Source organism: Wolbachia endosymbiont of Trichogramma pretiosum (genome assembly GCF_001439985.1).
In the GTDB taxonomy this organism is placed as follows: Bacteria; Pseudomonadota; Alphaproteobacteria; order Rickettsiales; family Anaplasmataceae; genus Wolbachia.
On the sequence record NZ_CM003641.1, the window covers coordinates 686772 to 710119 of the forward strand.

Annotated in this window: 26 protein-coding genes and 1 pseudogene; 4 read left to right on the forward strand and 23 right to left on the reverse strand. The window is 33.7% G+C overall.

The features are described from left to right. Positions 1-22 precede the first annotated feature (22 nt). Positions 23-1234 carry a hypothetical protein gene (locus wTpre_RS03315; RefSeq protein ID WP_068651964.1) on the forward strand — a complete coding sequence of 404 codons (1212 nt, stop codon included), beginning with the start codon at positions 23-25 and terminating at the stop codon, positions 1232-1234. A gap of 131 nt (positions 1235-1365) precedes the next feature. On the opposite strand, the pseudogene wTpre_RS03320 reads toward wTpre_RS03315, so the two are convergent. The 7 genes and pseudogenes from wTpre_RS03320 to wTpre_RS06700 all read right to left on the reverse strand — a co-directional run bounded on the left by wTpre_RS03320 (position 1366) and on the right by wTpre_RS06700 (position 6312). Continuing rightward, positions 1366-2696, reverse strand: a pseudogene (locus wTpre_RS03320) (IS4 family transposase). 329 nt (positions 2697-3025) lie between these two features. Then, complete coding sequence (locus wTpre_RS06675) at positions 3026-4171, reverse strand: hypothetical protein (RefSeq protein ID WP_245609344.1); 1146 nt, start codon at positions 4169-4171, stop codon at positions 3026-3028. A 107-nt stretch (positions 4172-4278) separates the two neighbouring features. Continuing rightward, positions 4279-4419 (reverse strand): hypothetical protein, encoded by a 141-nt coding sequence (locus tag wTpre_RS06680; RefSeq protein WP_245609345.1) that lies wholly within the window; start codon positions 4417-4419, stop codon positions 4279-4281. Positions 4420-4639: 220 nt separating this feature from the next. Beyond that, positions 4640-4843 (reverse strand): hypothetical protein, encoded by a 204-nt coding sequence (locus tag wTpre_RS06685; RefSeq protein ID WP_245609346.1) that lies wholly within the window; start codon positions 4841-4843, stop codon positions 4640-4642. Between the two features lie 244 nt (positions 4844-5087). Then, positions 5088-5453 carry a hypothetical protein gene (locus tag wTpre_RS06690; protein WP_245609347.1) on the reverse strand — a complete coding sequence of 122 codons (366 nt, stop codon included), beginning with the start codon at positions 5451-5453 and terminating at the stop codon, positions 5088-5090. Positions 5454-5618: 165 nt separating this feature from the next. Next, complete coding sequence (locus wTpre_RS06695; protein WP_245609348.1) at positions 5619-5900, reverse strand: hypothetical protein; 282 nt, start codon at positions 5898-5900, stop codon at positions 5619-5621. Between the two features lie 91 nt (positions 5901-5991). Then, positions 5992-6312: a DEAD/DEAH box helicase family protein gene (locus wTpre_RS06700; RefSeq protein ID WP_245609349.1), complete on the reverse strand. Its 321-nt coding sequence runs from the start codon at positions 6310-6312 to the stop codon at positions 5992-5994. 97 nt (positions 6313-6409) lie between these two features. Here wTpre_RS06700 and rimM point away from each other — a divergent pair, with 97 nt between their 5' ends. Genes rimM through wTpre_RS03340 form a run of 3 tightly spaced genes read left to right on the forward strand, consistent with a single transcriptional unit; the run spans position 6410 to position 8229 of the window. Beyond that, complete coding sequence (gene rimM / locus wTpre_RS03330) at positions 6410-6910, forward strand: ribosome maturation factor RimM (protein WP_068651966.1); 501 nt, start codon at positions 6410-6412, stop codon at positions 6908-6910. 59 nt (positions 6911-6969) lie between these two features. Beyond that, the gene (efp, locus tag wTpre_RS03335; protein ID WP_068651968.1) at positions 6970-7536 is read left to right on the forward strand and encodes an elongation factor P; all 567 of its coding nucleotides are present in this window, start codon (positions 6970-6972) and stop codon (positions 7534-7536) included. Beyond that, positions 7537-8229, forward strand: a complete 693-nt coding sequence (locus wTpre_RS03340; protein WP_068651969.1) for an inositol monophosphatase family protein — start codon at positions 7537-7539, stop codon at positions 8227-8229. Positions 8230-8558: 329 nt separating this feature from the next. Here wTpre_RS03340 and hemA read toward each other — a convergent pair whose 3' ends face one another. The 16 genes from hemA to priA form a co-directional block, all read right to left on the reverse strand. Continuing rightward, positions 8559-9755 (reverse strand): 5-aminolevulinate synthase, encoded by a 1197-nt coding sequence (hemA, locus tag wTpre_RS03345; RefSeq protein WP_179945534.1) that lies wholly within the window; start codon positions 9753-9755, stop codon positions 8559-8561. A gap of 61 nt (positions 9756-9816) precedes the next feature. Then, positions 9817-10482, reverse strand: coding sequence for a TomO hydrophobic C-terminal domain-containing protein (locus wTpre_RS06705; RefSeq protein ID WP_068651973.1), 666 nt, complete (start codon positions 10480-10482; stop codon positions 9817-9819). Positions 10483-10612: 130 nt separating this feature from the next. Further along, on the reverse strand, positions 10613-10792 hold the full coding sequence (locus wTpre_RS06710; protein ID WP_245609350.1) for a hypothetical protein: 180 nt from the start codon (positions 10790-10792) through the stop codon (positions 10613-10615). A 5-nt stretch (positions 10793-10797) separates the two neighbouring features. Next, entirely contained in the window at positions 10798-11367 is a 570-nt protein-coding gene (locus wTpre_RS06715) for an ankyrin repeat domain-containing protein (RefSeq protein ID WP_245609351.1), read from the reverse strand. A gap of 33 nt (positions 11368-11400) precedes the next feature. Next, a complete protein-coding gene (locus tag wTpre_RS06720) occupies positions 11401-11760 on the reverse strand; it encodes a hypothetical protein (RefSeq protein WP_245609352.1) in 360 nt (119 codons plus the stop codon). Positions 11761-11948: 188 nt separating this feature from the next. Further along, positions 11949-12116: a hypothetical protein gene (locus wTpre_RS06725; protein WP_245609353.1), complete on the reverse strand. Its 168-nt coding sequence runs from the start codon at positions 12114-12116 to the stop codon at positions 11949-11951. 522 nt (positions 12117-12638) lie between these two features. Next, positions 12639-14543 (reverse strand): molecular chaperone HtpG, encoded by a 1905-nt coding sequence (gene htpG / locus wTpre_RS03360; protein ID WP_068651975.1) that lies wholly within the window; start codon positions 14541-14543, stop codon positions 12639-12641. A 151-nt stretch (positions 14544-14694) separates the two neighbouring features. Beyond that, positions 14695-15897, reverse strand: coding sequence for a P-loop NTPase fold protein (locus tag wTpre_RS03365; RefSeq protein WP_068651977.1), 1203 nt, complete (start codon positions 15895-15897; stop codon positions 14695-14697). 180 nt (positions 15898-16077) lie between these two features. After that, positions 16078-16341, reverse strand: coding sequence for a hypothetical protein (locus tag wTpre_RS03370; RefSeq protein WP_157055011.1), 264 nt, complete (start codon positions 16339-16341; stop codon positions 16078-16080). Positions 16342-16378: 37 nt separating this feature from the next. Continuing rightward, positions 16379-16540 (reverse strand): hypothetical protein, encoded by a 162-nt coding sequence (locus tag wTpre_RS05670; RefSeq protein ID WP_157055012.1) that lies wholly within the window; start codon positions 16538-16540, stop codon positions 16379-16381. Between the two features lie 346 nt (positions 16541-16886). Beyond that, positions 16887-17474 carry a recombination mediator RecR gene (gene recR / locus wTpre_RS03375; RefSeq protein WP_179945535.1) on the reverse strand — a complete coding sequence of 196 codons (588 nt, stop codon included), beginning with the start codon at positions 17472-17474 and terminating at the stop codon, positions 16887-16889. 139 nt (positions 17475-17613) lie between these two features. Then, entirely contained in the window at positions 17614-17766 is a 153-nt protein-coding gene (locus tag wTpre_RS06730) for a hypothetical protein (RefSeq protein ID WP_245609354.1), read from the reverse strand. A gap of 40 nt (positions 17767-17806) precedes the next feature. Continuing rightward, a complete protein-coding gene (locus tag wTpre_RS06735) occupies positions 17807-18067 on the reverse strand; it encodes a hypothetical protein (protein ID WP_245609355.1) in 261 nt (86 codons plus the stop codon). Between the two features lie 78 nt (positions 18068-18145). After that, complete coding sequence (locus wTpre_RS07295) at positions 18146-18313, reverse strand: hypothetical protein (RefSeq protein WP_369665139.1); 168 nt, start codon at positions 18311-18313, stop codon at positions 18146-18148. A 1535-nt stretch (positions 18314-19848) separates the two neighbouring features. After that, the gene (locus tag wTpre_RS03385; protein ID WP_245609356.1) at positions 19849-20394 is read right to left on the reverse strand and encodes an ankyrin repeat domain-containing protein; all 546 of its coding nucleotides are present in this window, start codon (positions 20392-20394) and stop codon (positions 19849-19851) included. Positions 20395-20748: 354 nt separating this feature from the next. After that, positions 20749-23271 carry a replication restart helicase PriA gene (priA, locus tag wTpre_RS03390; RefSeq protein ID WP_068651982.1) on the reverse strand — a complete coding sequence of 841 codons (2523 nt, stop codon included), beginning with the start codon at positions 23269-23271 and terminating at the stop codon, positions 20749-20751. Between the last annotated feature and the right edge of the window lie 77 nt (positions 23272-23348).

Sequence of the window (23348 nt, forward strand, 5' to 3'; positions counted from 1 at the left end):
TGTTTTATAGACCTAAGATAAAATGGTAAAAAGCTTTCTAAACAATCATAGAAACAGTAATTCAATTAATGGAGAAAAAGCAATGGAAAATTTTTTAATCAATAACAACGAAGAGGACGGTGGCTCAATCTTCATTAATCGAATCAGGGAGCAAGATCTCTCTGCAGAGCAGAAGCTCAATGAATTAAAAGAATTCATTGAGGAGCTTACTAGGAAAGCTGAGCTCAAGAGAATAGAGCTTGAGCGTCAGGCTGTGAGTTACATTGATGAAACATTATCTCAAGTAGAGCTACAGATACAAGATAGTGAGGATTACTTTACTGATAATAATCAAGGGGTATTCGCAAATTTCTTTGAATCCCTCTTTAATCTTTTTGAAGTAAATGTAGATCCGCAAGTCTACACAATGCTCAAGGAGAAGAAAGAGAAAAATCTGCTTCTTTCGATAATTAAGTTTTTGCGTGATAAGCTTAATGAATTAGTTAAAAAGGTTTTCAAAAAAGATTTAGACTTAAATTTGGATAAAAGGCTAGAAAAAGAGATAAAAGAATTACAAAAGAAATTACTCAGTGGTGGGTTATCTCCGGAAGAGGAAATAGCAATACTCGAACGTTTGCAAGCGTTGCAAAATTTAAAATTGAAGCTTCAAACTTTTATCGTGGGCTCAGTCATTGCAATGTTTGCAGAAATTTTTACAGTTAATTTAGCAGCATTAGTAGAGCAAGATGTAACTGAGAGAAAAAGAGACAAAAAAGCAGAATCAAAAGGAGTTTGTCGAGAAATAGAAACAAAAGTGAATGAAATCACACCAATTTCCCCATTTAATTTTTCATCTCAAGTTTCAATGCCAATCGTTCTAAACAAACAAGAACGTGCTATTTTACCAAAGCCTGTAGAAAAATTAGTAGACACTCTGCCTGAACCTGTTATGAGTCACAATAATAATGAGGTACAAAAACTGGAAAAAATGAATAAAGAAAAGAAAGAAGGAAAAAATGAAAAACCAAAATTAGCTGTCTATTCACCCACTCCAGAGCAAAAGCAACACAGGAGAATTAGGCGCTTTAATTGCGATGCAAGTAAATTAAGTAAAGAAGGAGCTAAATATAACCGCAATAGTGATCAGAGAGAAGCTACTAAGTCTAATGCTTCTGTTGAACTGCCAGGAGGATTAACTGATAATGTAAGAGTTGAAAACCATGTTTCTTCAGTTAGCAAAAAGAGAAGTGTGTAAAGGTTCTCTCTCTTTCTCATTCCAGACTGGAATAACATTAAAGGAGCTACTTAATGATAGCAAAGAGGCTACTTGAATGACAAGAGAGAAAATATTGGAATGACACCGTCTTGAATGTCATACGCGTCAAGTTAAGGGAAAATGAGCAAATTTAGTGCACTCAAATTTGATATTCTTGTTTTTCTATATTTGTCTTTTAAGGAGAATTTTGACCAGGTTGAGGCGAGTTTTTTTTTGAGGAAAATTTGTATCTTACTGACTACACAATTTAATGTTAAGAATAGCTCTCTAACTTGCCTTTTAAGCTCAATAAATTCCTTTATTAGACTAAGTTCTGTACCCTTTTTTAGTTCTGTACAACCAACCATTCCATGAAATATAATAATTGCGCGCAATTTAGCGTATAGTTTACATAATACTCTGTATGGTTTTCCTTTAAATTCGTCAAGCCTGATGTGACTCTTATACAATTTAAATAATAATTCAATCTGCCATCTTACTCGGTAAATTATTAATACCTGCTCAGCACTAATTTTATTTTCTAGAACGTTAGTTATGAATATTAACCAATCCAGCAATTTTTGATTCTTTTGAGAAGATGTATATCCATTTGATTTTGCTAACCTATTAGCACTTCTTCTAATTATAGACTGTTCTTCAGTTAATTTTTGACATATAATTCTCACTTTAATTTTTATTTCTTTTCCTAACAGCACCTCATTTTCTAGAAACAATTTATCCTCTAAACATTCTAATAACTCTATTTTTTGATTTGTTTATATACCATATATGGTGGTATCAGATTTATAACGACTTATAAAATAAGCTCCGGCTTCATTGATTTGTTTAAAGGAACTTGGCACAAAATAACCCAAATCAGATATTAGTCAATCGTTGCTCGATATATTGCTTAAATGTCTTCTATACAACTGATCTGACCTTATTCCCTCAGTTATATTAAGCTGCTCTAATGTCTGGGTTAGGTAGTCAAAAACTAATTGTAACTTTATTCCATACTTAGTATTACTTTCATAACTACTGTAGCTATTACCATAACCTTTATATATATTTTCCATACCATTAGGTATGGCTGATATAGCTACTATCCAATAGCTTAACACTTCTAAAGTGCTTCAAAGTTCTGCAATCAACCTTTTAAGCTATTTTTAAATAAAACTAAAGACTCATTATACATTCTTTTCATAAATTCCACTGCTTCCTTGGTAAATCTAAAGTCCAGAACTTGCTTTGTTATATTTATCGAGTCTCCACTCAATAATTAACAAATTATCTCTATACTACAATTATCAATCCCTATATTACCCAAGACTATGGCTTTTACAAACGATGAGCCTTTTAGCTTCCTCTTTCTTTTTATGAATCCTGTTGTGGTTGAGATTTTATCTGCTTTTTCATTAAAAAATTCTTTGAGCTTTTTTGAGATGCAAACTATTCTTTTCATTGTATAAGTTCTCCATTTTGTTTGTTAAATTTAGAAGAATTTATATCTTCTTTTTCTTTTCTTTACACCAACTTTACCTCACTTCTTCTTAACTTTACACATATGGTTCTCTTATCAGAGTAAGCTCATTTATATCACTTAGTGAGTCAAATTTTGTTATATCCTCAAATATAAACGATTGCACGATGTCTTTCGGAATATTGAAAAAGCCGAGTTACCAAGCGATAATGTCATATCTAACAAACTTTTCATTGATCCGTTTCTCAAAACACATTTAGACAGTTCTCCTAAAAGAATTGGCACTCCAAAAATAAAAAATACTCCTCTTACTAAACAGGTCGTATTTCATATAACAATGCACCACACAAGAGTGCCAGTGGTCCAAATACTATAAAACCGCAAAGTAAAGGCAATGGCATGGTCTTACCTGATGATATTCTACCTATAAGCTCCATTGAAATTATGGACCCAATAAGTAACATAGCTCTACCTAGATATGTCCTTTCTTTAGAACATTTGTTAAAGTTTTTCTCATGTAACTTAGAAAAATCATTGTTAACTCTGACTTCAAAAATATTATAGTTGATTTTTAATTTTAGCTCTAAGTCCTCTATTCCATGATGCCACTTATGATACCTTATAATTTCATCAATTATCGTACTAACTTGATTGTTGATTTTGTATAATTTGCTTTCTTGATATAAGTTGCCTTGATAATATTTTTCTCTCATGTCTAAACAATTTAAATTCTTTAAATCACATAAAAAATCTTTGATTTCTTGTGCCATTTTATTAGCACCATCTTCGTAGCCTACAGCTTTCAAAAATTTTACCAAGTGTTTATTTTCAATTTGAGCAATTGTTCTATCTAATGCACGTATATATTGCTTGGATTGAAAATATGAGATGATTTTTTCTTTACATCTATCCTCATTGCCTTCATACAAACTATTTCTTTTGAAACTGCTGTCATGTTCTTTGGCAATTTCTAATGCATGGACCAATACATTTTGCGCCTTCACACTACTTTCACAGTGACAGTTTCTGATTATGTGTACATACGCTCTTGCACTGGTATCTCCAGATTTATCTATATTATATGCTTTAGCCAAAAAGACTAAGTAGTCAAACCCTGACCAATGATAATACATTACCTTTGTTATAGCACTCCCCACAGAAAATAAAGCTGAGCGTGTGCAAGATAGTTTACCGTTGTTTTTAATTCTGTTCTCATATGAACGAAGGTATGCCTCTGTACTTTTTAAAATCCTATGTGAATCTTGTTCTGTCTTTTTGACATCAAAATCATTTATATCATGAACTTTTTCATACATTTCTTTTATCAAATCACTAGAAAACTTCTTCAGAGCTGAATCATCAATATTTCTACTAATATAGATTTCTATTTTTCTTCCAAGTTCCTCTCCCATTCTATTTTTTAGCAACTTATTGTATTTATTAGTAGCTGGAAACAAAACTTTCTGACAAAATTTCTGTGGTTCGTTTTAAAATTTGCTAAGATCTTATTCACAAATAGCTCAACTTTTTCACCTGTAGCAGCGAAAAACCATGATTGTCTGCTCTAATTACGCTCTCTGTTTCTTCCAAGATTCCGTAGGGCTTCAGATGGATTATTGAACTGATTAACCGAATCTGCAAATATTGATGCAACATGATTATATTCACTATCAAATCCACGACCTTTCGATCCATCTATAACCATTGTCAACGCAGATTTAGCTAATGCATCAAAATCTCTTTTTTCATAATTACAATAAATAGTTCGATTACCTATTTGATTACGTATTATCGCTGAAAAGGTTCTATTTTCTCCAATACCAAGTCATTTTCCCAATTCCTGCAAAGATACATTTATTTTGTTTACAGAAATCAATGAGACTATGTAGTATACCTTCCTCTCTTTCCATGAGGTCATAGAGCTCTTAGCTTAAGCGCCAATTATCAACTATTAAGCTGCATTGCTCATTATCACTTTTACTCAGTGCTTCAATTACTGTCTTTATTTGCAGTAAGAGCTCATCTCTAGCAAATTGCTCACTAAAGCCTTTTCTCTCTAGGTAGCTTATAATATTGTTATCATTAGTGGTGCTAACATTCTTTTTAACATCTTCTATCAATTCACTCAAACCTTCTCTTCTTTTTTTTATCTAAGGTAATATTATCACACTTCATAAAATATAAGAGAGTAAGATCGATCATTGAATTCATTACTCTATATTTTAGATATTCAGCAGTACTACTGAAATCCACCTTTTCTTTTAATTCAGATATCTGCTCTTCTGTCAAACTAGGATGTTGCTTTTTAACGCAGTTTATAAAGTTTAATTGACGTAATTGGGGCCTGTAGTCTTGATATGACATTCCTTCAGGCTAAAATTTATTATACACTTTATAACGTGTACTACCTTCATATACTAAATTATATCTACCCTGCAACGCAAAGTTAAGGTTAACTATACTATTTACATCATTAGCTAAAAGCAGAGCACTTCCTCCAATTGGGCTTTGCACATTCCATCTTATAGAAGTTAATAAATCATTGTTATCGACAAGTTTACTGTAATTAAAAACTTCTTCGCTTTCTTCAACATACTCATGAGCTAGACTGGATTTTTCTCTAGTAAACAAGCTACGCACGTTAGCAAGAAATCTAGAGAGCAGTTCTCTTGATCCCACTCTAGTTGCTTTAGTTAGCACCCACCAAACTGGCAACATTACCATACCAAATATAAACATATAATTGTATAGTATAGCTGCCCAATCCAAGCAGAATACAGCCAATAATCTGAAGTGAGACCAATTACGGCAGCAACATTACTATTGATAATAGGAAGCAATATAGCTAAAGATATGATGGAGGTAGCAATGTTCACTACAAGTGCTTGATTGAAATTTGTTATCCTATTTGGTTTTTGCAATAACACTTGCTGTTTCGATGGCGTTTGCAATACAACGTCTACTTAATCTTGTCGGGCTGATAACTTTTCCGCATCTATTTAAAATCCTTCTCTTTGGTGTTGCAGTGAGGTAAGTCGTAGGATATTTCTCATCAAGCTTGCACATGTTCTCAAAATCCTGCTGCTTGTTAATACTGTCTGCTTCATCAATACTAATCCACAACTTGGTATTTTGGTCTTTAAATTTACGATCATTTTCTTGCTGTAATAACAGGTCATGTGTCACTATAATTGTTGTAGGTTTAGTTGCCTTCAGTGCATTTCAATTTCCTCAGCATTTTTAGGTGTCCTAATGTTTACAGTAAATGCACTGCTCATCATTTTTTAGCTTGATTCACTAGGTCACTACTTGGTACTGCAACCAGATGATGAAACCCTGCTTGGGTTAGTACGTGACTCAGCATTCCAATATCGTAAGTCTTGCCAAACCCAGTTTCTGCACCGATCATAACATTACAGTTAGTAGTAGAAGGGTTGCGTAGATGTTCTAATACCCCTTCAACAAAAGGTTTACGACGTACTACTATTATAGATTCCTTTGTATCATCAAGTTTTATAGATTCACCTTGCAACTTACAGTTGATTTCTTCTAAGCCACTTATAATACTTTGCTTTTCTTGATTGCTGATAGAACTCACACATTACTCACTATAATTATCACAATATTAATTGTATGTTAATTAAGTAAATTGTCAATTCTATGGACAAAAAGCTGATTTCAACTATCATATTAATATGAATATATGCCTCGGAATAATTACTTCTCCCCATGGAATCAAAGGAGCTGTTAAGATAAAAACCTTTACTGAAAAGCCCGAAAATATTTTCCTATATGGTGAACTAGTAATCGGAAGTGAAAATTATAAAATAAGTTTGGTGTCTATTGTCAATAATAATTTAGTAATAGCAACAATTAGCGGTGTGAATTCCCGTAATGAAGCAGAACTTTTTAGAAATAAAAAGTTATATATAGAAAGAAATAAGCTACCACAGTTAAATGATGAGGATGAATTTTACCAAGATGATCTTGTAAACATGGAAGTAAGACTAGAGAGTAATGAATTATATGGCTATGTGAAGTCTGTGAATAATTTCGGCTCGGGGGATATATTAGAAATTTTGGTTATCAGCACAAAAAAAAACATTATGTTATCTTTCACTAAAGAAATATTTCCATACATCAACATGAAGGAAAGATATATAGTAATCAACATGCCAGAATTTATTGGCCAATAAAAATTTTGATATTTGTATAAAGTTATTTATAATTATGAGACTAAATTAGAAGTGTAATTATGGCAGAAAGGGCTAATGATATCAGGCCAGGTCAGGTACTAGAACATAACGGTGGATTATTTTTGGTTGTAAGTATTATGCATACTCAACCTGGTAAAGGTGGTGCATATATACAAGCTGAAATGAAAAATATCCAAACAGGAGCAAAGCACTATGAAAGATTCCGCTCTGATGCAACAATCAGAAGGGCTATTTTGGATGAAGATGAATATGTTTATCTTTTTACTGAAAAAAATATCGTAAATCTTATGCACCCAAGTAATTACGGGCAGATTGTTATAAATTTAGACTTATTAGGAGAAAAGAAGGCTTATTTGCAAGATAATATGAAAATTAAAGTAGTAACTTATCAAGATAAAATAATTTCTGCACATGTGCCTGATCACGTTACACTAACTGTAAAAGAAACAGAGTCTGTTATCAAAGGGCAGACTATTACTGCTTCTTATAAGCCTGCAATTTTGGAAAACGGAATACGCGTTAACGTGCCTCAATTTATAAAAGAAGGTGATAAAATTCTAGTACATACTCCTGATAACAGCTATTATGAAAGAGTGAAAGAGTAAATGGCAATTTCATCACCACGAATCAATGTGATGCTTAATTCTGTACGCAGTGCCTCCAAGCAGCTTATACGTGATTTTAATGAATTGCAAATTTCAAGCGTTAAGTCAGCAGACTTTATCAATAAAACTTATTCGAAATCCAAGCAACTTATGTACGATTGCTTGAAAAACTACAACCAGAACTATGACTTTATTTTTGAAGACAATGTAGTCCAAGATCTAAAAGAAGGCAGTTATACTTGGTTTATTATGCCTATAGAAGGCAAGGAAAACCTTTTTAGTTGTATGGTTTACTTTGCAGTATCAGTTTGTCTCATTCATAAAAACAGAGTTGTAGCAGCTGTGATTGATGCTCCAGCCCTTAGAGAAACTTTTTGGGCAGAGGAAAAGAAAGGAGCTTTTCTTGAAGATTTCAAATCTCGCCATATAAAAATGCGGATGAAAGCTCGTGAAGGGGGAATAATAGACATAAGTGGTAATTTGTTAAATAAATTACCACTTGACAATAATAATCTACGCTCTCTTGGCTCAACGGTACTAGGTTTTGCATATCTTGCTGCCGGAAGATACAATGGAATAATTTACTCTGAAATTAATAAATATAAAACTTCACTCGGTAGGCTTTTTCTGCAAGAAAGCGGTGGGAGATTAAGGAAAGATAACGCGCTTGTCATTGCTGGAGATATAAACTAAAGTTTATTCAAAAGAGCAAAAGTCACGTAGTAAAAATAATAAATGGTTATCTTTCCTTACCTACTCCTCATTGCAGCAGGGTGGTAAAATAAGATAGACGGGACAAGACAACTATAGGAATAAATAGGTGTCATTCCAGCACGTGACACTAGAATCCAGATTGTTTAGACTGGATCCTATGGTCAAGCCATAGGATGACAAAAGAGTAAACTTTACCTGTATGAGCTATAGGTCCCAGTGTTAGCTACTTTCATGATAAGAAATAAAGCACTGATTTCGTACATTAACCATGCTTTTAAATAGATACCTTATTCTTGGTAACTCTAAACTCAACAACAGACACAAACAGACAATTTCTTAAAAACTTTTACAAGAGATTTTGTTAAATGCTCTATCATTTCATTTGTATGGTCAGGCGTAGGAGTAATACGGAAGCGCTCAGTCCCCTTTGAAACTGTTGGGTAATTTATATGTTGTACATATATTCCATACTCATCAAATAACAACTTTGATGCTTTTTTGGACAACTCAGGATCGCCAATTATGATTGGAATTATATGAGTTTCTGTTTGAATAAAATTCACTCCTGCGTTTCTCAGTGAGTCTTTTACCTTTTCAACAGACTGCTTTTGCTTCTCTCTTTCAACATTGCTCGATTTCAAATGCTCAACGCTTGCCTTTGCTGCTGCTGCTAAAACGGGTGACATAGCAGTAGTAAAAATAAATCCTGGGGCTGAACTTCTTATTACATCCACCAAGCTCTTTGAAGACGCTATATATCCACCCATCACTCCAAAAGCTTTTGATAATGTACCCTGAATAACAGTTATTCTATCCATCAAACCTTCTCTTTCTGCAATTCCGCCACCACGCGGTCCATACATGCCAACTGCGTGTACCTCATCCAAATAGGTAATTGCACTATACTGATCTGCTAGATCACATATCGCTTCAAGCGGTGCTACATCACCATCCATTGAGTATACAGATTCAAGTGCTATTATTTTCGGAGTTTTTATATCTATAGACTTTAGCAACTGCTCTAAGTGATCAACATCATTATGCCTAAATATGTGCTTCGGTCTTTTTCCTGATTTTATACCTTCTATCATTGAAGAATGGTTCTTCTCATCTGAAAAAATTACCACGCCCGGAATAATAGACGATAAAGTACTAAGTGTAGTTTGGTTGGCAAGATAGCCACAAGCAAAAGTTAAAGCAGCTTCTTTTTGATGCAAGTCAGCCAAAGACTTCTCGAGCTCAACAACTTCCTTTGTTGTACCTGATATATTTCTTGTTCCTCCAGCACCAACAGATGAATTTTGAATAGCAGCAATGACACTATCGTTTTGTGACATTCCCAGATAACTATTACTGCACCAGACAATAACCTCTCTATTTCTTTCATAATCCATAATATAGGGAAGTTTACCAGGTAATGAAGCAAAGTGCGTAAATTCACGATAGCGCCCTTCTTCTTTTATATCTTTGATTTTATTTAAGAATATTTCTTCGTAGTCTACCAAGTTTTTATCTATTAACAACCAATATAACTATAATAAATTATTAAATGATAGACTACTATATTTAGTACTTAGACTGACATTCTTCTGTCTGCATAACCTTTTTGACCTGATTATCCTCAACTAAGCTTTTAGGCCTATAGCAGTACGTAATTGTAGCTACAATAAGATAACAAGCTGCAACTGCTATTCCTACCACTAACATTTCCAAGGAAACTGCAACAGCCACCCCTGAAACAATACCGGCTATTGCAAGCGCAGAAGCAGCCACAACATACCTCTTTGTATTTTGTGGATTTTTTTTGAGGCCACTTTTGCTGTTTTGCTCATCAATGCCTGGCAATCTTGTTTCTGGCTGTCCATTTCCGTTAGCAACCTGTTCTACACACTTATTAGGTTGATTAACGTTAATACCACTATTAACATCTTTAATTCCATCAGAAAGAACCTCATATCCCACTGTATCAATTACAGGAATTCCTGTTTTATGAACTTCTTCACTATTTTCTTTTTTAAATGGAGAATTACTATTAGGATCTGAGGAAGTTCCGTCAGAAAAATCACTTCTACCACCTTCAAGGTCAGATTCACCATAATCTTCAAAACTCAGTGATGGTGAATCTGATTCACGTCCTTTAATCTCTTCCACAGAAATTTGTTGAGCAGTTGCAGTAGCGCCTACATCATTGCCTGATGTTACATCAGCGCACTCTAGGCTCCTTTTAAGCAACGGTTCTCCTCGTTCAGGTCCTCTGTATGATTACATAGTCCTTGCCGTATAGGTTCTCTATCTCCAGTTATCTCACCCCCCATAGCTATTATCCATAGCCTCTTCATTATACATAATACTCTCTACTGTATCAACGATATTTTTTTTGCGGCTGTTGATTATCAATATTTTTGGATTCTGGATCTTTTTTAATATTTAAATGCAAAGATGTTTTATCATCTAAACCTTCAATAAATTTTGTGATTTTTGATTCACCAGAAGACTTTTCCCTGTTTTCTTCCCTCACCAAACATAAACTTTTCGTTCCCACCAGATCTAAAGCTGTTCTGCCATACCTCTCATCTTGAACATCAATATTAGCACCATTTTAATAAGCAAGCCGATTAATTCTAAATTATTACATGCTACAGCCCAATTCAAAGGTGCATTCCCTGAATTGTCTATACTATTAATATCAGCAATTTTATGATTAATAATAGTCTTTGCTACATCTATAAAATCTTGTTGTATGGCATAGTGCAAAAATTCTTCTAAAATATCAGAAAGTCTAGACTTGGCTTCAGTATCTTTAAATTTATCTAATACCGCTTTCACGCATTCTTGATTACGAATAGACAACGCCCTTCCAAGTTTTTCACATATTCTATGCCAAGGTAGAATAGTACTTCGATTTTTTTCCAAATCTTCTAATAAAAGCTTAGTATAGCGTTGTCCACCAACACCAATAAGCAGCCTATCGAGCCCTTTGTCTTGCATAAAGAATATACTTTTATGTGTTTCTGCATACCTTTCGACAAGTGTGTCATCAGCTGCAATGGCTAGTAGTGAAAGCTCTTTTACTAAATAATTACAATAACCATTTGTTTCATCATAGCTATTATTCAACAGTACATTGTGCGTATGATCAGCCAAATTAAGCTAATGGGAGCAAAAATCCTTCAAATTACCACAATTCAAATCATTAACAAATCTATCGCTTTCCTCTATATTATTTATAGTTTTATCTAAATCTGCGTAATCACCATAATTTTTTGCTTTATTTATAACATCTATTAATCCATCAAAGGTTAAATTTTCAGGGATAATGGTAAATTCTTCTTCATTATGCCTTGGTTCTATATTAACCTGATCTTGAGGCCAAAATAACTCTGTTGCTACAACTGCTGTAACTTCTGCAACACCTACCAATACATTCGCAACATTACCTAAAATGCCTGGATCAGTAACTACTTTGTTTGCTACTTCACTACTATCAGATGCACTCTCAGTAATAGACAAGGCTTCAGCAGCAAATGACTTAGTCCTTCATTCATATTTTTCTCAAGAGTCTCTGTAATTCTATTATCCTCATCTTCGAAATGCCTATTTATTTCATCTAACAAACTTTTGCCATCAGCTTTGTAATTCTCTAATTGTTCAGGAATGGTAAATGTTACTTTGCCGTTTTCATAATCTACCTTACTATCTCAAAACTTAAGGGTGAACTCTAAAATAGCATCAACCCTGCATATTTCTTTACCCAGTTGCTTAACAGGCATATTTGAAAAATATTTAACGTTTAAAGAATCCTGATCACTACAGACAATCTCTATATGTCTATCATTAGCATTAGGCAATCGCAAATTCTGTCCCAAAAATATAGGAGAGAGCTACATTAACAAAGAGCCATCATAACCAGCCTGATTGCAACTAGTAATTAATTCTTCTAATAGATTATTATCTGGAATTTCTCCTTTAGCATGTTCAAACATTTTTGTAAAAACATGTTTTGCGATTTGGCGTCGGTCATTCTGATTACATTTATCACAAAGCTAGCTAACGAAATTCTTATCTATAACTTGACCATTAATTACAAAATTTATCCTGGGTAGGTCTTTGTAAGCTTGCTTGCCAGAATTTGCATCCCTATTATCCTCACTTGCCTTTACTTGACTTAGCAGAGATTGTGTCAGTTGAAACTAGTAACGTAATCGGTACACTAGGTTCAACATCAGAATCCCTCATATTAGCTTCTTCTTGACTCTCATTACTTGAATCTCCAGGCTAGAGATGCTCCCTTTCTTCTGCAGTATCTACTGCTGGTAGCATGAGCCCACCAAATAAATTCCAACCACCTATGATTTACCCCCTGACCATCAGGTAAGCTAATTATAGCATTAAACGGAAATTTTGCCAAGCAAATTATTGAGTCTTTTAGCAAAAAGACTTACATCTTCCATCTCTTCACCTTCGACTATACAAGCTTGATAGAACAGTAAGTAAATCATATCTCCAAGTGTTGGATTTTCACCATTTTCAGAGTGAGATTCCATTATGTTTCTTATCAAAGGATGCTTAATGTTAATTTCAAGTACTTTTGGCGTGCGGTAATTTAGCTGCTTCTGTTCACGTAAAAAACGCTCCATACGAAGATCCATAGTTCCTTCATCAACTGCTAGACACACAGGACTATCGGTTAATTTCTTAGATATCTTTACACTTTTTACTAAGCTTCCAAGAACCTTAGTGAAGTATTCGAGTATAGAATCTGCGTTTTCTTCGCTTTTGTTTTCATCCGATCTATTTTCTTCATCTTTCTTACCTTCTTCTGAAGAGAATTTTTCTAAATCAACATCAGCACGAGTTACAGATTTAAATTTTTGATCTTTATATTCATGAATCACGCTAGTCCAGAAATCATCAACTGGATCAACAAATAGAAGCACTTCCAATCCTTTGCTGACGAATCCTTCAAGTTGTGGACTGTTTTTTACTGAATCGAGACTATTTCCTGTGAGATAGTAGATATGTTCCTGTTCAGGCTTCATTCTGCTTATATAAGCATCAATGCTAACTAGCTTATCATCAATGGTGCTATGAAATCTACAAATGGAAAGCAATGCTTCTCTTTCATCAGTTGGCATAGCTTCGCAAAGACCTTCTTTTAACACCGCACCAAAATTGCCCCAGAATTTTGTGTATTCCTCTAAATTATCTTTTGCTTTTTTGCCTAGCTCTGATACCGCGCGTTTAGTTAGGGATTTCCTAATCTGCTCAACAACGCGATTATTCTGCAATGTTTCTCTGCTGATGTTAAGAGGCAAATCTGGTGAATCAACCACACCTTTCAAGAAACGCAGGTATTGTGGTATAATTTGTACATTATCTTCAGTAATAAACACTTTATTGACATATAACTTTACAGAGCAGCGTCTATCTGGATGAAACAAATCATAAGGCTTGATAGAAGGAACATAAAGCAAATTCGTATATTCTATTGCACCTTCATTTTTATTATGCAGTATCATCCAAGGCTCACCACCTACGTGCGCAACACCGCGGAAGAAGTCGTTGTGCTCTTCTTGAGTAACGTCATTTTTTGGCTTAGTCCAAATTGCAGCTTTGCTATTTAATTTTTCACTTTTCCCTTCTTCATTTACAAATTCAACAGGAAAATTTATGTGATCTGAATAAGTAGTAACAATGTTTTCAATACGGAATTTGTCTAAAAATTCGCTTTCTTCAGGACGAATGATGAGAATAATTTTTGTTCCACGAGAGATCTGACCATCTAACTTGCTGATTGAATATTCTCCATCTCCTTTAGATTTCCATACCCAAGATTCTTCTTCTCCGGCTTTCCTTGACTCTACTATAACTTCTGAGGCAACCATGAAGCTTGAATAAAAACCAACACCAAACTTTCCAATCAGTTCTACAGCTTGGTTTGAATCTTTATTATTCTTAATTGCATCCAAGAATTTTTGCGTACCAGAACTTGCAATCGTGCCAAGATTATCTATTAAATCTTGCCTGTTCATGCCAATTCCATTGTCGGTTATATACAGCTCACTCTTATCTTTACTTGAGCTAATAGTAATCTTGAATTCATCGCTTGAATCTAGTAAATTAGGATTTAATTGCGATTCATAGCGCAATTTATCACATGCATCTGATGCGTTTGATATTAACTCACGCAAGAAAATATCCTTATTGGTATAAAGTGAATGAATTACTATATTTAGTACTTTGCCTACTTCAGCGTCGAATTTTAAATCTTCAGTTTCTTGTATGTTATGCATTTTGAGCTCCGTTATTAGCCTGCTATTCTAACGATTTAGGTATTGCACAGAGATCTTTCAAGGTCATATATGATAAAATATTATGTGAGCCAATTTGTCATACAAGCTGAAATGATAAGAAGAGGGTTCTGTTCTACAATTCTCTTTATTCTTAGAATAAGATATTTCTTATTTGCTTCAAAGATTTGTTAGTCTTTGATTTTTTTTCTTTCAAAGTAGTCTCAAGAGAAGTTTTAAGATTTTCCCATTCTTCCTGACCGTTTAGAATCAAAGCGCTCTCAATCTTCTCCAGTGCCTTCTGAGGTGATAAATATAATTCCTCATATAAATCAGTGTTTACTGACTGTAGTATTACTAAAAATGTAAATAAATTCGGATCAATTTTCGCATAACATAGCTTTATTTTCTTTACACAGTATTCTATTGCCTGAAGTGATAATGAGAATCTTTCTGCATAAAATATAAAGCTATCTATAATTAAGCTCTTTGATTTTTTCGGCAATTCAATATTTTGAAACAGCTTTCTTGTAAATTTCTCTATTGGCTGTTTTGGCAAATGCAAAGAGAGATCAGTAAAAGATTTTAGGCTGAAATTTGGTCCAAGTATTGTGCTGATTGCTCTTTGCACGTTACTTTTATCTTGACTAACAGAGATAATGAAAACCAGTCCCTCAACATCAAGCATGTACTTTATGGATTCTAAAAAATCGACAATGAATTTGGGGCGGCATATATCAAGATTATCGACCATTATATAAATGTTTTTACCTTTTCTGATTTTGTTAACCACATCTACTAGTTGTATTTTAAAATCTCTAATGTTCTCTTTTCTCCTTTGGAGAAGATTTAATTCACCAAAGACAAAACCTATGTCTTTCTTATCAGCCTCTTTTGCAGCATCGAGAAATACTGAAAGCATAGCGAGTGGAGATTTACTGATTAGCTTTCCTAATGTATTGAAAGAAAATAGTTCTTGGTTTATGTTTTTGAACTGCTGTATAACGCTTCTTTTTACTTCGTATGACGCAAATAGATCCTCAAACAGGAAATGCAAAAAAGAAGGCAATGGTTGATCTAGCGCACTAATATCCCATGCGCTGTAATAAGCTGCAATTTCATTTTGCTGCTCTAGATCCTTTACCCATTCTTTCAAAAAAAATGTCTTTCCCCACTCATTATATCCTTCTAAGGATACGATCGAAAAAGACTGATCAATTGTCTTAATTATATTACTAAATCTACTTGCAACTTGCTTATAGCCTAAGCAATCACCTTCCCATGTTATTACCTTGGATAGATGCTCCGTTTCTTTTTTTCTGAAGGTTATTAGGGATGTAAGTTTTTTTAAGCACATAAGACTCTTACACTATATTTTACTATAGTATTTTATAAGTTAAGAATCAGTCTACTTAAATAATCCATAATTTTCTATCACTGCAGAAATGAAAAGATTCTTCAAGCTGCTTTCGGGACTATATCGAATATCTATTACGGTTAATTTTTTTACCCTTCCTTCTGTATCTTTTGTTAACCTTTATGTTAAATCATCTACATTGCCAGAACTTATCATTCCCATAAAAGAAAATTTCCCATTTGAAATATACTCCCTCTCTATCAGAGGGGATATTTTAATTATCCTATCTAGGCTCTCACGATTGGTTATTGATAATTTACCTTCTTGTTGAATTAGATATAACTCTTCTATCATCTCAGCTCTATTACCGGAGTGGTTCTTTACAATATCCTCTAATAGCTTTCCATGTTCATCTATAGGCACATGAATATAAATTAGAGACAAAAGAAGAACTAGGCCTTATTATCTTTTGTTATCCCCCTTATTTTACTTGCCTGAACGCTTGCATAAAAATAAGGTCCTTGCCATCATAAGAATAATTAAACCTCGACACCCCTGAACTAATTTGATCATTAATTCTTACTCGAATCACATTTTTCAGATTTGCAATAGATCTATGCTCTTGTTCCATTACTTTAAACATTTTTGAAGAATCTATTTTTGTGATATATAGGTCATATTTGATTTTAAATTTAGGCTCAATATTTATCAGATCCTTTTTAACTAGATGATCTTCTATTATATATCAAATTCGTTTACTATCTGCGTATTCTTTGTTAAATAGCACAATGAAATCAAGAGCGGTTGATCTTGATTTTTTGATTAACCAATTATAAGCATAACGCACTCCGTCTAGTGCAAAAGTTAACATAACCCCTCATTTTAAAACGCCATATTTAAATGTATAATATTTTCAATTAGGAAGCAAGTTTCTAGGCTGAAGTATGTTATGGTATTTTTAAGGTATGTTGCTCAGAAGAAATGGAATATTATTTAATATCCTGTCTTGACGTAAGCGCTATCTTCAGCGTCCCTTCATCTAGGTAGTCAATTTCTCCACCTATCGGTATACCACAAGCAAGGCGCGATATTTTTACATTCGAATTCTTTAGCAATTCAATTATATATTGCGCAGTAACTTGGCCTTCTAATGTCGGATTTATTGCAATAATGACCTCTTCAATTTTAAATTCTGTAACTCTTTTGGAAATGTTATCAAGATTCAGTTCTTTTGGACCTATACCATTTATTGCTGATAGCCTTCCACCCAAAACATGATACATACCTGAATATATATTTCCTTTTTCAAATGCCCATAGATCACCCAACTCTTCTACCACACACATTAACTTGGTGTCACGCTTTGGGTTAGTACAAATAGAACAAGGTGATTTAGTATCTAGGTTTCCACAGATCTTACATTCTATTATAAGATTCGCTAGCTCTTTAATCAAAGATGCAAGCGGTAGCATAACTTTCTCTTTATTTTGGAGCAAATGTATAACTAACCTTCTTGATGACGATGGCCCTAAACTTGGCAATTTAGAAAAAGCATGAACTAAATTCCTTATATTAATGTTCATTCAGTAAATTCAAGATAGTTCAAAAATGGTAACATCAAACCTTTCGTAAAGAAAGTAGTAAGTCTTTATCTTGATTATCTATAGAAAAATTTTTCCACTTTTCTCAGAAATTGTCTTGAAAAAATCAATGTCATCACAATCTACTGTAACTTAAGTCTGACTCAGGTGTAACTGAAATGATCTCATACATTCGCGTAGTTGCTACATTACCTCTTTTTTGAAAGTGACGCAATTTATTTTTCAACATGTTCCTTTCTTCTGCAGAATTGTCTGATTCTTTACTCAAACTAGAATTTTTTCTTCATACTTGGAAAGTATTGTATCGATCAAATAATTAAGAATAATATTAGACCTGTAGTATTGGCAAGCAATGCAAGAGAATAATACAACATATCTTCGCTCACTTCTTCATTTATTATGTCATGGGAATTTCTATACATTCTAAAACAAGAGCCAAAGACTGCTAAGCATACACAAGTAAGTTTTGTTTTGCTTAGGATGCACTTAATTCGCGCTAGTTTTTTATTATTATCTTCTAATTTTATACGCAACTCACTAATTTTACTACTATAGTACTTAATAAACAATTCTATTGCCTCTTGGTTATTAGTATAATTATATGCTTTGTAAGATTCCTTATCTATGAGATCAGTATCTATATCCTTTCACTTGAGAAGCTCTTTAATTGCTTCATTCTTGTTAAGAAGCACAGCTTCGTGTAGAGGTGTGTACTCATTTTCAACATCTTTTCTTCTGTTAATATTTTTATCAGTTAAGTAGTTAAAAAGAGCTGAAATGCATTCTGAATTATTACCTTCAATAGTCAGAGTAATTACGTCTTTTTCGTCTTTGTTCTTAGTATTAACAACTTTGAAAAGCGGCTTTTCATTCTCTTCCTTATGTTAAAAATATTTGTGCTTGTAAAACTCATTTGCTTTTACAAAACCAGCATGATTTTTTGATAGCCACATGTAAAAGTGTATCCTGATTTTTTTTCATCTTGCAACAATAAGGCATCATACAAACAACCCTATTTATACAAAAATTAATCTCTTGATCAAAAGAGATATCTTCTTCTCCTTCACAGATATTTAGTAGACGTGACCCTATACTTTCTGTAGTACTGTAATCAATTGCAGAGCTACGTTGCACTTTAGATTGATAAAGGGTTACGTTCATACTATTCCTACCTTTAAACAACCCCGCTATACCTCTAAATATTCCAGCTATACCTGATTTACTCCAAGCAGAACAAGGCGTTTTATCTTGAATGTGAATCTCAACATTTTCATTAGAAAAAAAAAAGTTCTAAAACGTGCGATCTGCCTCTTCTACTTGAAAAAGGCGCATCATTCTTTTTATCTTTATCTTTAACACTATTCTCTAGCTTTGCATTCGAAGCACTTATAGGGTTAGCTAAACAAGCAAAACCGTATTTTTAGATATAAAGTCTTCTGATTGAAAATTTGCTGCAGCGTTTATTTCGCCTTTCATATTTCTTTTTTTACAGAAGTTACATTTCAGGTAGGGTATCTCATCTTTAAAACTTTTCAACTCTATTTAAATTTTTTTTTAAAAATAGTTTTTGATAAAAATATTTATGACACTAATTTTTGTGTTAAATTTTTAGAAGATTTTATAGCTAAAAATTGTATCCGTTCAGATGCATGGCTAATGTGAACATATTGAAACCAGCGCTTTCTTTTTTATCATCCCAGTGTCTAGACACTGGGATCCAGTTAAATTTATGAGTATGAAAGCAATCAACCTTTCTGATGATTATGAAAAAGATGGATGCCAGTGTCAAGCACTGGTATGACACCATCTGCTACTAGTTCCACTTCATCGTCCTAAAGCCCTTCCCTGTCATGCACGTGCCAAATGACACCATTTGTTCTTATGTTTTTGTCTATCCTATTTTACCACTCTGCTGAACGGATACAAAAAATTACTTCCGCATGTTTTTATCTCATTATAATTACAATTGGAGATACTTATTGAGCTCAAAAATCTATCTCCTTCTGCAGACTTTTTAATTAAAATTATTAAAAATGTAGCGTATATTCTTCAGAGAATGTAAGTGTGCTTAATTTCTGTCGTACGTGCACTGCATTTTTTCTAATCTTTTTTATACAGGAGGATCTTATGTTCAGAATTACAGATACTTGACCTTTAATTTAGCTAATAAAAACCAACTGGTACCTGCGGTTTTTATAGCTACGTTTTCTCAAATAAGTTTTAAATGAATAGATTTCTTGCACAATCAGATGTCATCCCAGTGCTTGACACTGGGATCCAACAAGACAAATGTGCTGGAACTTTCGAATTCCAGTTATGCAAGAATCTAATGTTAAAAAACTCACAGTGATTATTCATCTTTTAGCATTGCTTTATTTGTATAAGACTTTTTCTGCTTGACAGAAAAGAGTTGAGGGTTAACAGCTTCTTCTATTAATTTAGCCTGTTTATAGTCCTCACTTAAGAAATATATAGCCACTCCAATTGCTATTCCAGCAACAAGAGCAGATACTGCAAGTGCGCATAATATAATAGTCATTGAAGGGACTAAATCACCACCAACACCGAGTCCAATGCCAAGAAAAACGCCAGGTATAATACTAATCAAACTATTACATCTAGCACTTTCTTTTTTCGATTGAGCTTGGTCTTTCATAGATTGAATGAGTGCTTCTCTTGTATTTCCTTGAGCTAAATCTAATGGAATATTACCTTCTTTATTCTTTAACAAAGGATTTGCACCATATTTCAAAAGCGCTTCTATTGCGTCAGTGTTATTACCTATAACAGCTTGGTGTAATAATGTACTTTCACTACTTTGATCTCGAAAATTGATCAATTTGTAGAAATACTGAGGAGTAACAAATCCATTCACCTCTTCATCTAAAATCCTCATCGCGTTTTGAAACGGTAATATATCTCCTTCTTCATACCTTGCACTATCGTGTTTAATACAGTAATGCAAGATAGGTATACTATCTTTCTTCCTTCGTTATTGATAAGATCCCCATTTACAGGGGTTCTATTTGAAATAGCTTATATTAATAACGTCTTGTTAATCACAATTTCGCTATTATAATTAAGATACTCTTGCGATTCTTTAGTTTTTCTATTAGTAACAAGTTCAAGTAGAGTAATGTTATCCACCCATTTTATACTAAAAAAAAATTAACTCTAACAAAAGTCAAATTTTTAATTAAAAAATTAATACAATTAATTCTGTAAATGTCAAATAAATTCCGTAATTTTGTTAAAAAAAACTCACAGGATCAACATCTATTGTTACTGTAATGTTTGAACTCGAATTATAGTTTTTAATCCAATGTTTCAGCTTTTTCTTTATAAATAGACTATGTTTACTATGTATCTTTAGTAACACTCTATAACGATATTTATTGTTTAAAAAATTTATTACTGCTGGTGATGGACCAAAAATTTCGAGTTCTTCTTTTCTAGTCATGCACTGGAATGACAACGCAGAAGGAATAGTAGCTGAACATTGATCATGCAAAAAGCTTGTTATCTCACTTGCTGCTTTCTGCGTTGCAAATTGATCCTTACCGCAAACTATAAGCGCTATTAGTCTACTAAATGGGGGCATTTTAGCTTTGCGTCTCGACTCAAGTTCAACTTCATAAAACAAATCCCTTTTTTGCTGCTGCAATGCTTTTATTATCAAACTTTCAGGATTATTAGTTTGCACTATTACCGTTCCTTTTTCGTTAAACCTCCCAGATCTACCCGCAACTTGATGCAATAATTGATACGTCTTTTCTGCTGCCCTAAGATCAGAATTTTCAAGTCCTAAATCTGCATTTATCACTCCAACTAAAGTTAATTTAGGGAAATTATGTCCTTTCGCAATCACTTGTGTACCGATTATAATATTCACCTCTTCCTTGAGCACTGAGTCAATGACGCTACCAAGAGACTTCTGATCGCTGCTGATAATTGCAGTTTTTGCATTTGGTATTAATTTCACTATTTCTTCAACTAATCTTTCAATTCCCACACCATAAAGAATCAATGACTGCTCACTTTGACAAGTGGAACATTTTTCTGGAAGTTTTGATTGATAAGAACAATGGTGACACAAAAGGACGTTCTTTTTCTTGTGGTAAGTAAGCCATACAGTGCAATTTGAGCAGGAAATTTTGTATCCACACTTTTTACAAACTGCAAGTTGTGCGTATCCTCTACGATTTAGAAAGAGCATAACTTGCTGTTTTTTCTCTATGGTTTGTTTTATCCCTTCGAAAAGCTCATTGGAAATCCATTGCTTATTATTCACTACTTTTATATGCGGCAACTCTGCACCACCGAATCGTTCGGTTAGCTTTACATGATTGTAATTCCCTTTTTTAACGTGATAAATTGTTTCAAGTAGCGGAGTGGCTGATGATAAAATAATCGGAATATTTTCGAGCTTGGCTAAGATAATGGCCATATCTCGAGCATTATATATAATCCCCTGTTCTTGTTTAAAGGATGAGTCATGCTCTTCATCGACGATAATTAATTTTAGATTTTTACAAGGCAAAAAAAGCGCTGAACGTGCCCCAATAATGATCTGCGCACTTCCATTTGCAATACTGAGCCAATTATTTCGGCGAGCTTTTGGAGTAAGTCCTGAATGCCACTCAGCTATATTTCCAGATGTCTGACTGCAAACGCGATTTACCAATTGTGAAGTTAGGACAATTTCAGGTAAGAGGATTAGTACTTGTACATCACCCTCTTCTGGTGTCATTCCAATGTGTAACCTTTTGGTGTTTGAACATTTGCAGGTAGTTTTAGTAGTAGATGATGTCATTCCAGTTCTTGACACTGGAATCCAGTCTTTATCGTACAACTGCTTAGTGTACTGATTTGAAATTAAGTTTTCTGGATCCCAGTGTCGGTGCACTGGGATGACATCCTTGTTGGTAAAAATTACTCTTATATTGTAACATTCGTATAGTTGCGTATTGAACGCTGGAATGACATAACGTTTATTTTTGAAAGTAAATTGCATAGCAAATGGTGTCATTCCAGTACGTGGCAAAAACAGTATGCTAAATGTTACAGAGGATTTTGCCTTAAATGCAAAGGTGTCATTCCAGTGCTTGACACTGGAATCCAGGAATTTTGATTCTAAGTTGGGTGTTGGTCTTAAATTAAAATAAACATTTGTGATGAGATTATATGAAAAACTGGATCCCAGTGCCTGAGCACTGGAATGACGCCTTACTCGTAGACCCAAATCACAATGTTCGTAAATGCTATGATTCTTAATCAACTGTGCAATTACAGAGAGATAAACTTCCGTTTTTCCAGACCCGGTTTCACCGTCAAGTAAAGTTACTGAATACTCATTCAAATTACTTATTATTTTATCTAGAGCTGCTTGCTGCTCAGGGTTTAATTGGTAATCTATTTCACTTATTTCCTGCTTTTGCTTAGTGCAAACTAACTTATCTATTTGATTTATCTTTAATATTCCTCCCATTATCACTTTGGCAAGCATACCAATAGGTATTACATTATATTGCGCAACCCACTCTGCAAATTCGATCAGTTTTGGTCTGATTCTCGGCAAATCGACCTTTTGTTCAATAAATTTTAATTCTCGACCGCTTTTGCTACTTTCTCTCCAAACTATTCCAATCAAACGCTTTCTGCCAAACGGAACCAATACGTAATCTCCAATTGAAACTTCGGTATCTTCCTCAAATGCATATGAAAATAGCTGATCAATTGGAAGTGGCAGTAATACGTCAACTGTTCTTGTCATAAGTTAGCGCTGTTTTTAGATACATAGAGAAGCCTTAATGCTTTTTTCATAGTACACATTTATAATCATAAATACTG

Bases quoted from the DNA above. Each gene is read 5' to 3' on its own strand.
- wTpre_RS03385 (WP_245609356.1), bottom strand. From the start codon at position 20,394: ATGAGGATTTTAGATGAAGAGGTGAATGGATTTGTTACTCCTCAGTAT.
- efp (WP_068651968.1), top strand. From the start codon at position 6,970: ATGGCAGAAAGGGCTAATGATATCAGGCCAGGTCAGGTACTAGAACAT.
- rimM (WP_068651966.1), top strand. From the start codon at position 6,410: ATGAATATATGCCTCGGAATAATTACTTCTCCCCATGGAATCAAAGGA.
- wTpre_RS03340 (WP_068651969.1), top strand. From the start codon at position 7,537: ATGGCAATTTCATCACCACGAATCAATGTGATGCTTAATTCTGTACGC.
- wTpre_RS06690 (WP_245609347.1), bottom strand. From the start codon at position 5,453: ATGTTTATATTTGGTATGGTAATGTTGCCAGTTTGGTGGGTGCTAACT.
- priA (WP_068651982.1), bottom strand. From the start codon at position 23,271: ATGACAAGAACAGTTGACGTATTACTGCCACTTCCAATTGATCAGCTA.
- wTpre_RS03365 (WP_068651977.1), bottom strand. From the start codon at position 15,897: ATGTGCTTAAAAAAACTTACATCCCTAATAACCTTCAGAAAAAAAGAA.
- wTpre_RS03315 (WP_068651964.1), top strand. From the start codon at position 23: ATGGTAAAAAGCTTTCTAAACAATCATAGAAACAGTAATTCAATTAAT.
- wTpre_RS05670 (WP_157055012.1), bottom strand. From the start codon at position 16,540: ATGTTTAAAGTAATGGAACAAGAGCATAGATCTATTGCAAATCTGAAA.
- wTpre_RS06680 (WP_245609345.1), bottom strand. From the start codon at position 4,419: ATGGTTATAGATGGATCGAAAGGTCGTGGATTTGATAGTGAATATAAT.
- htpG (WP_068651975.1), bottom strand. From the start codon at position 14,543: ATGCATAACATACAAGAAACTGAAGATTTAAAATTCGACGCTGAAGTA.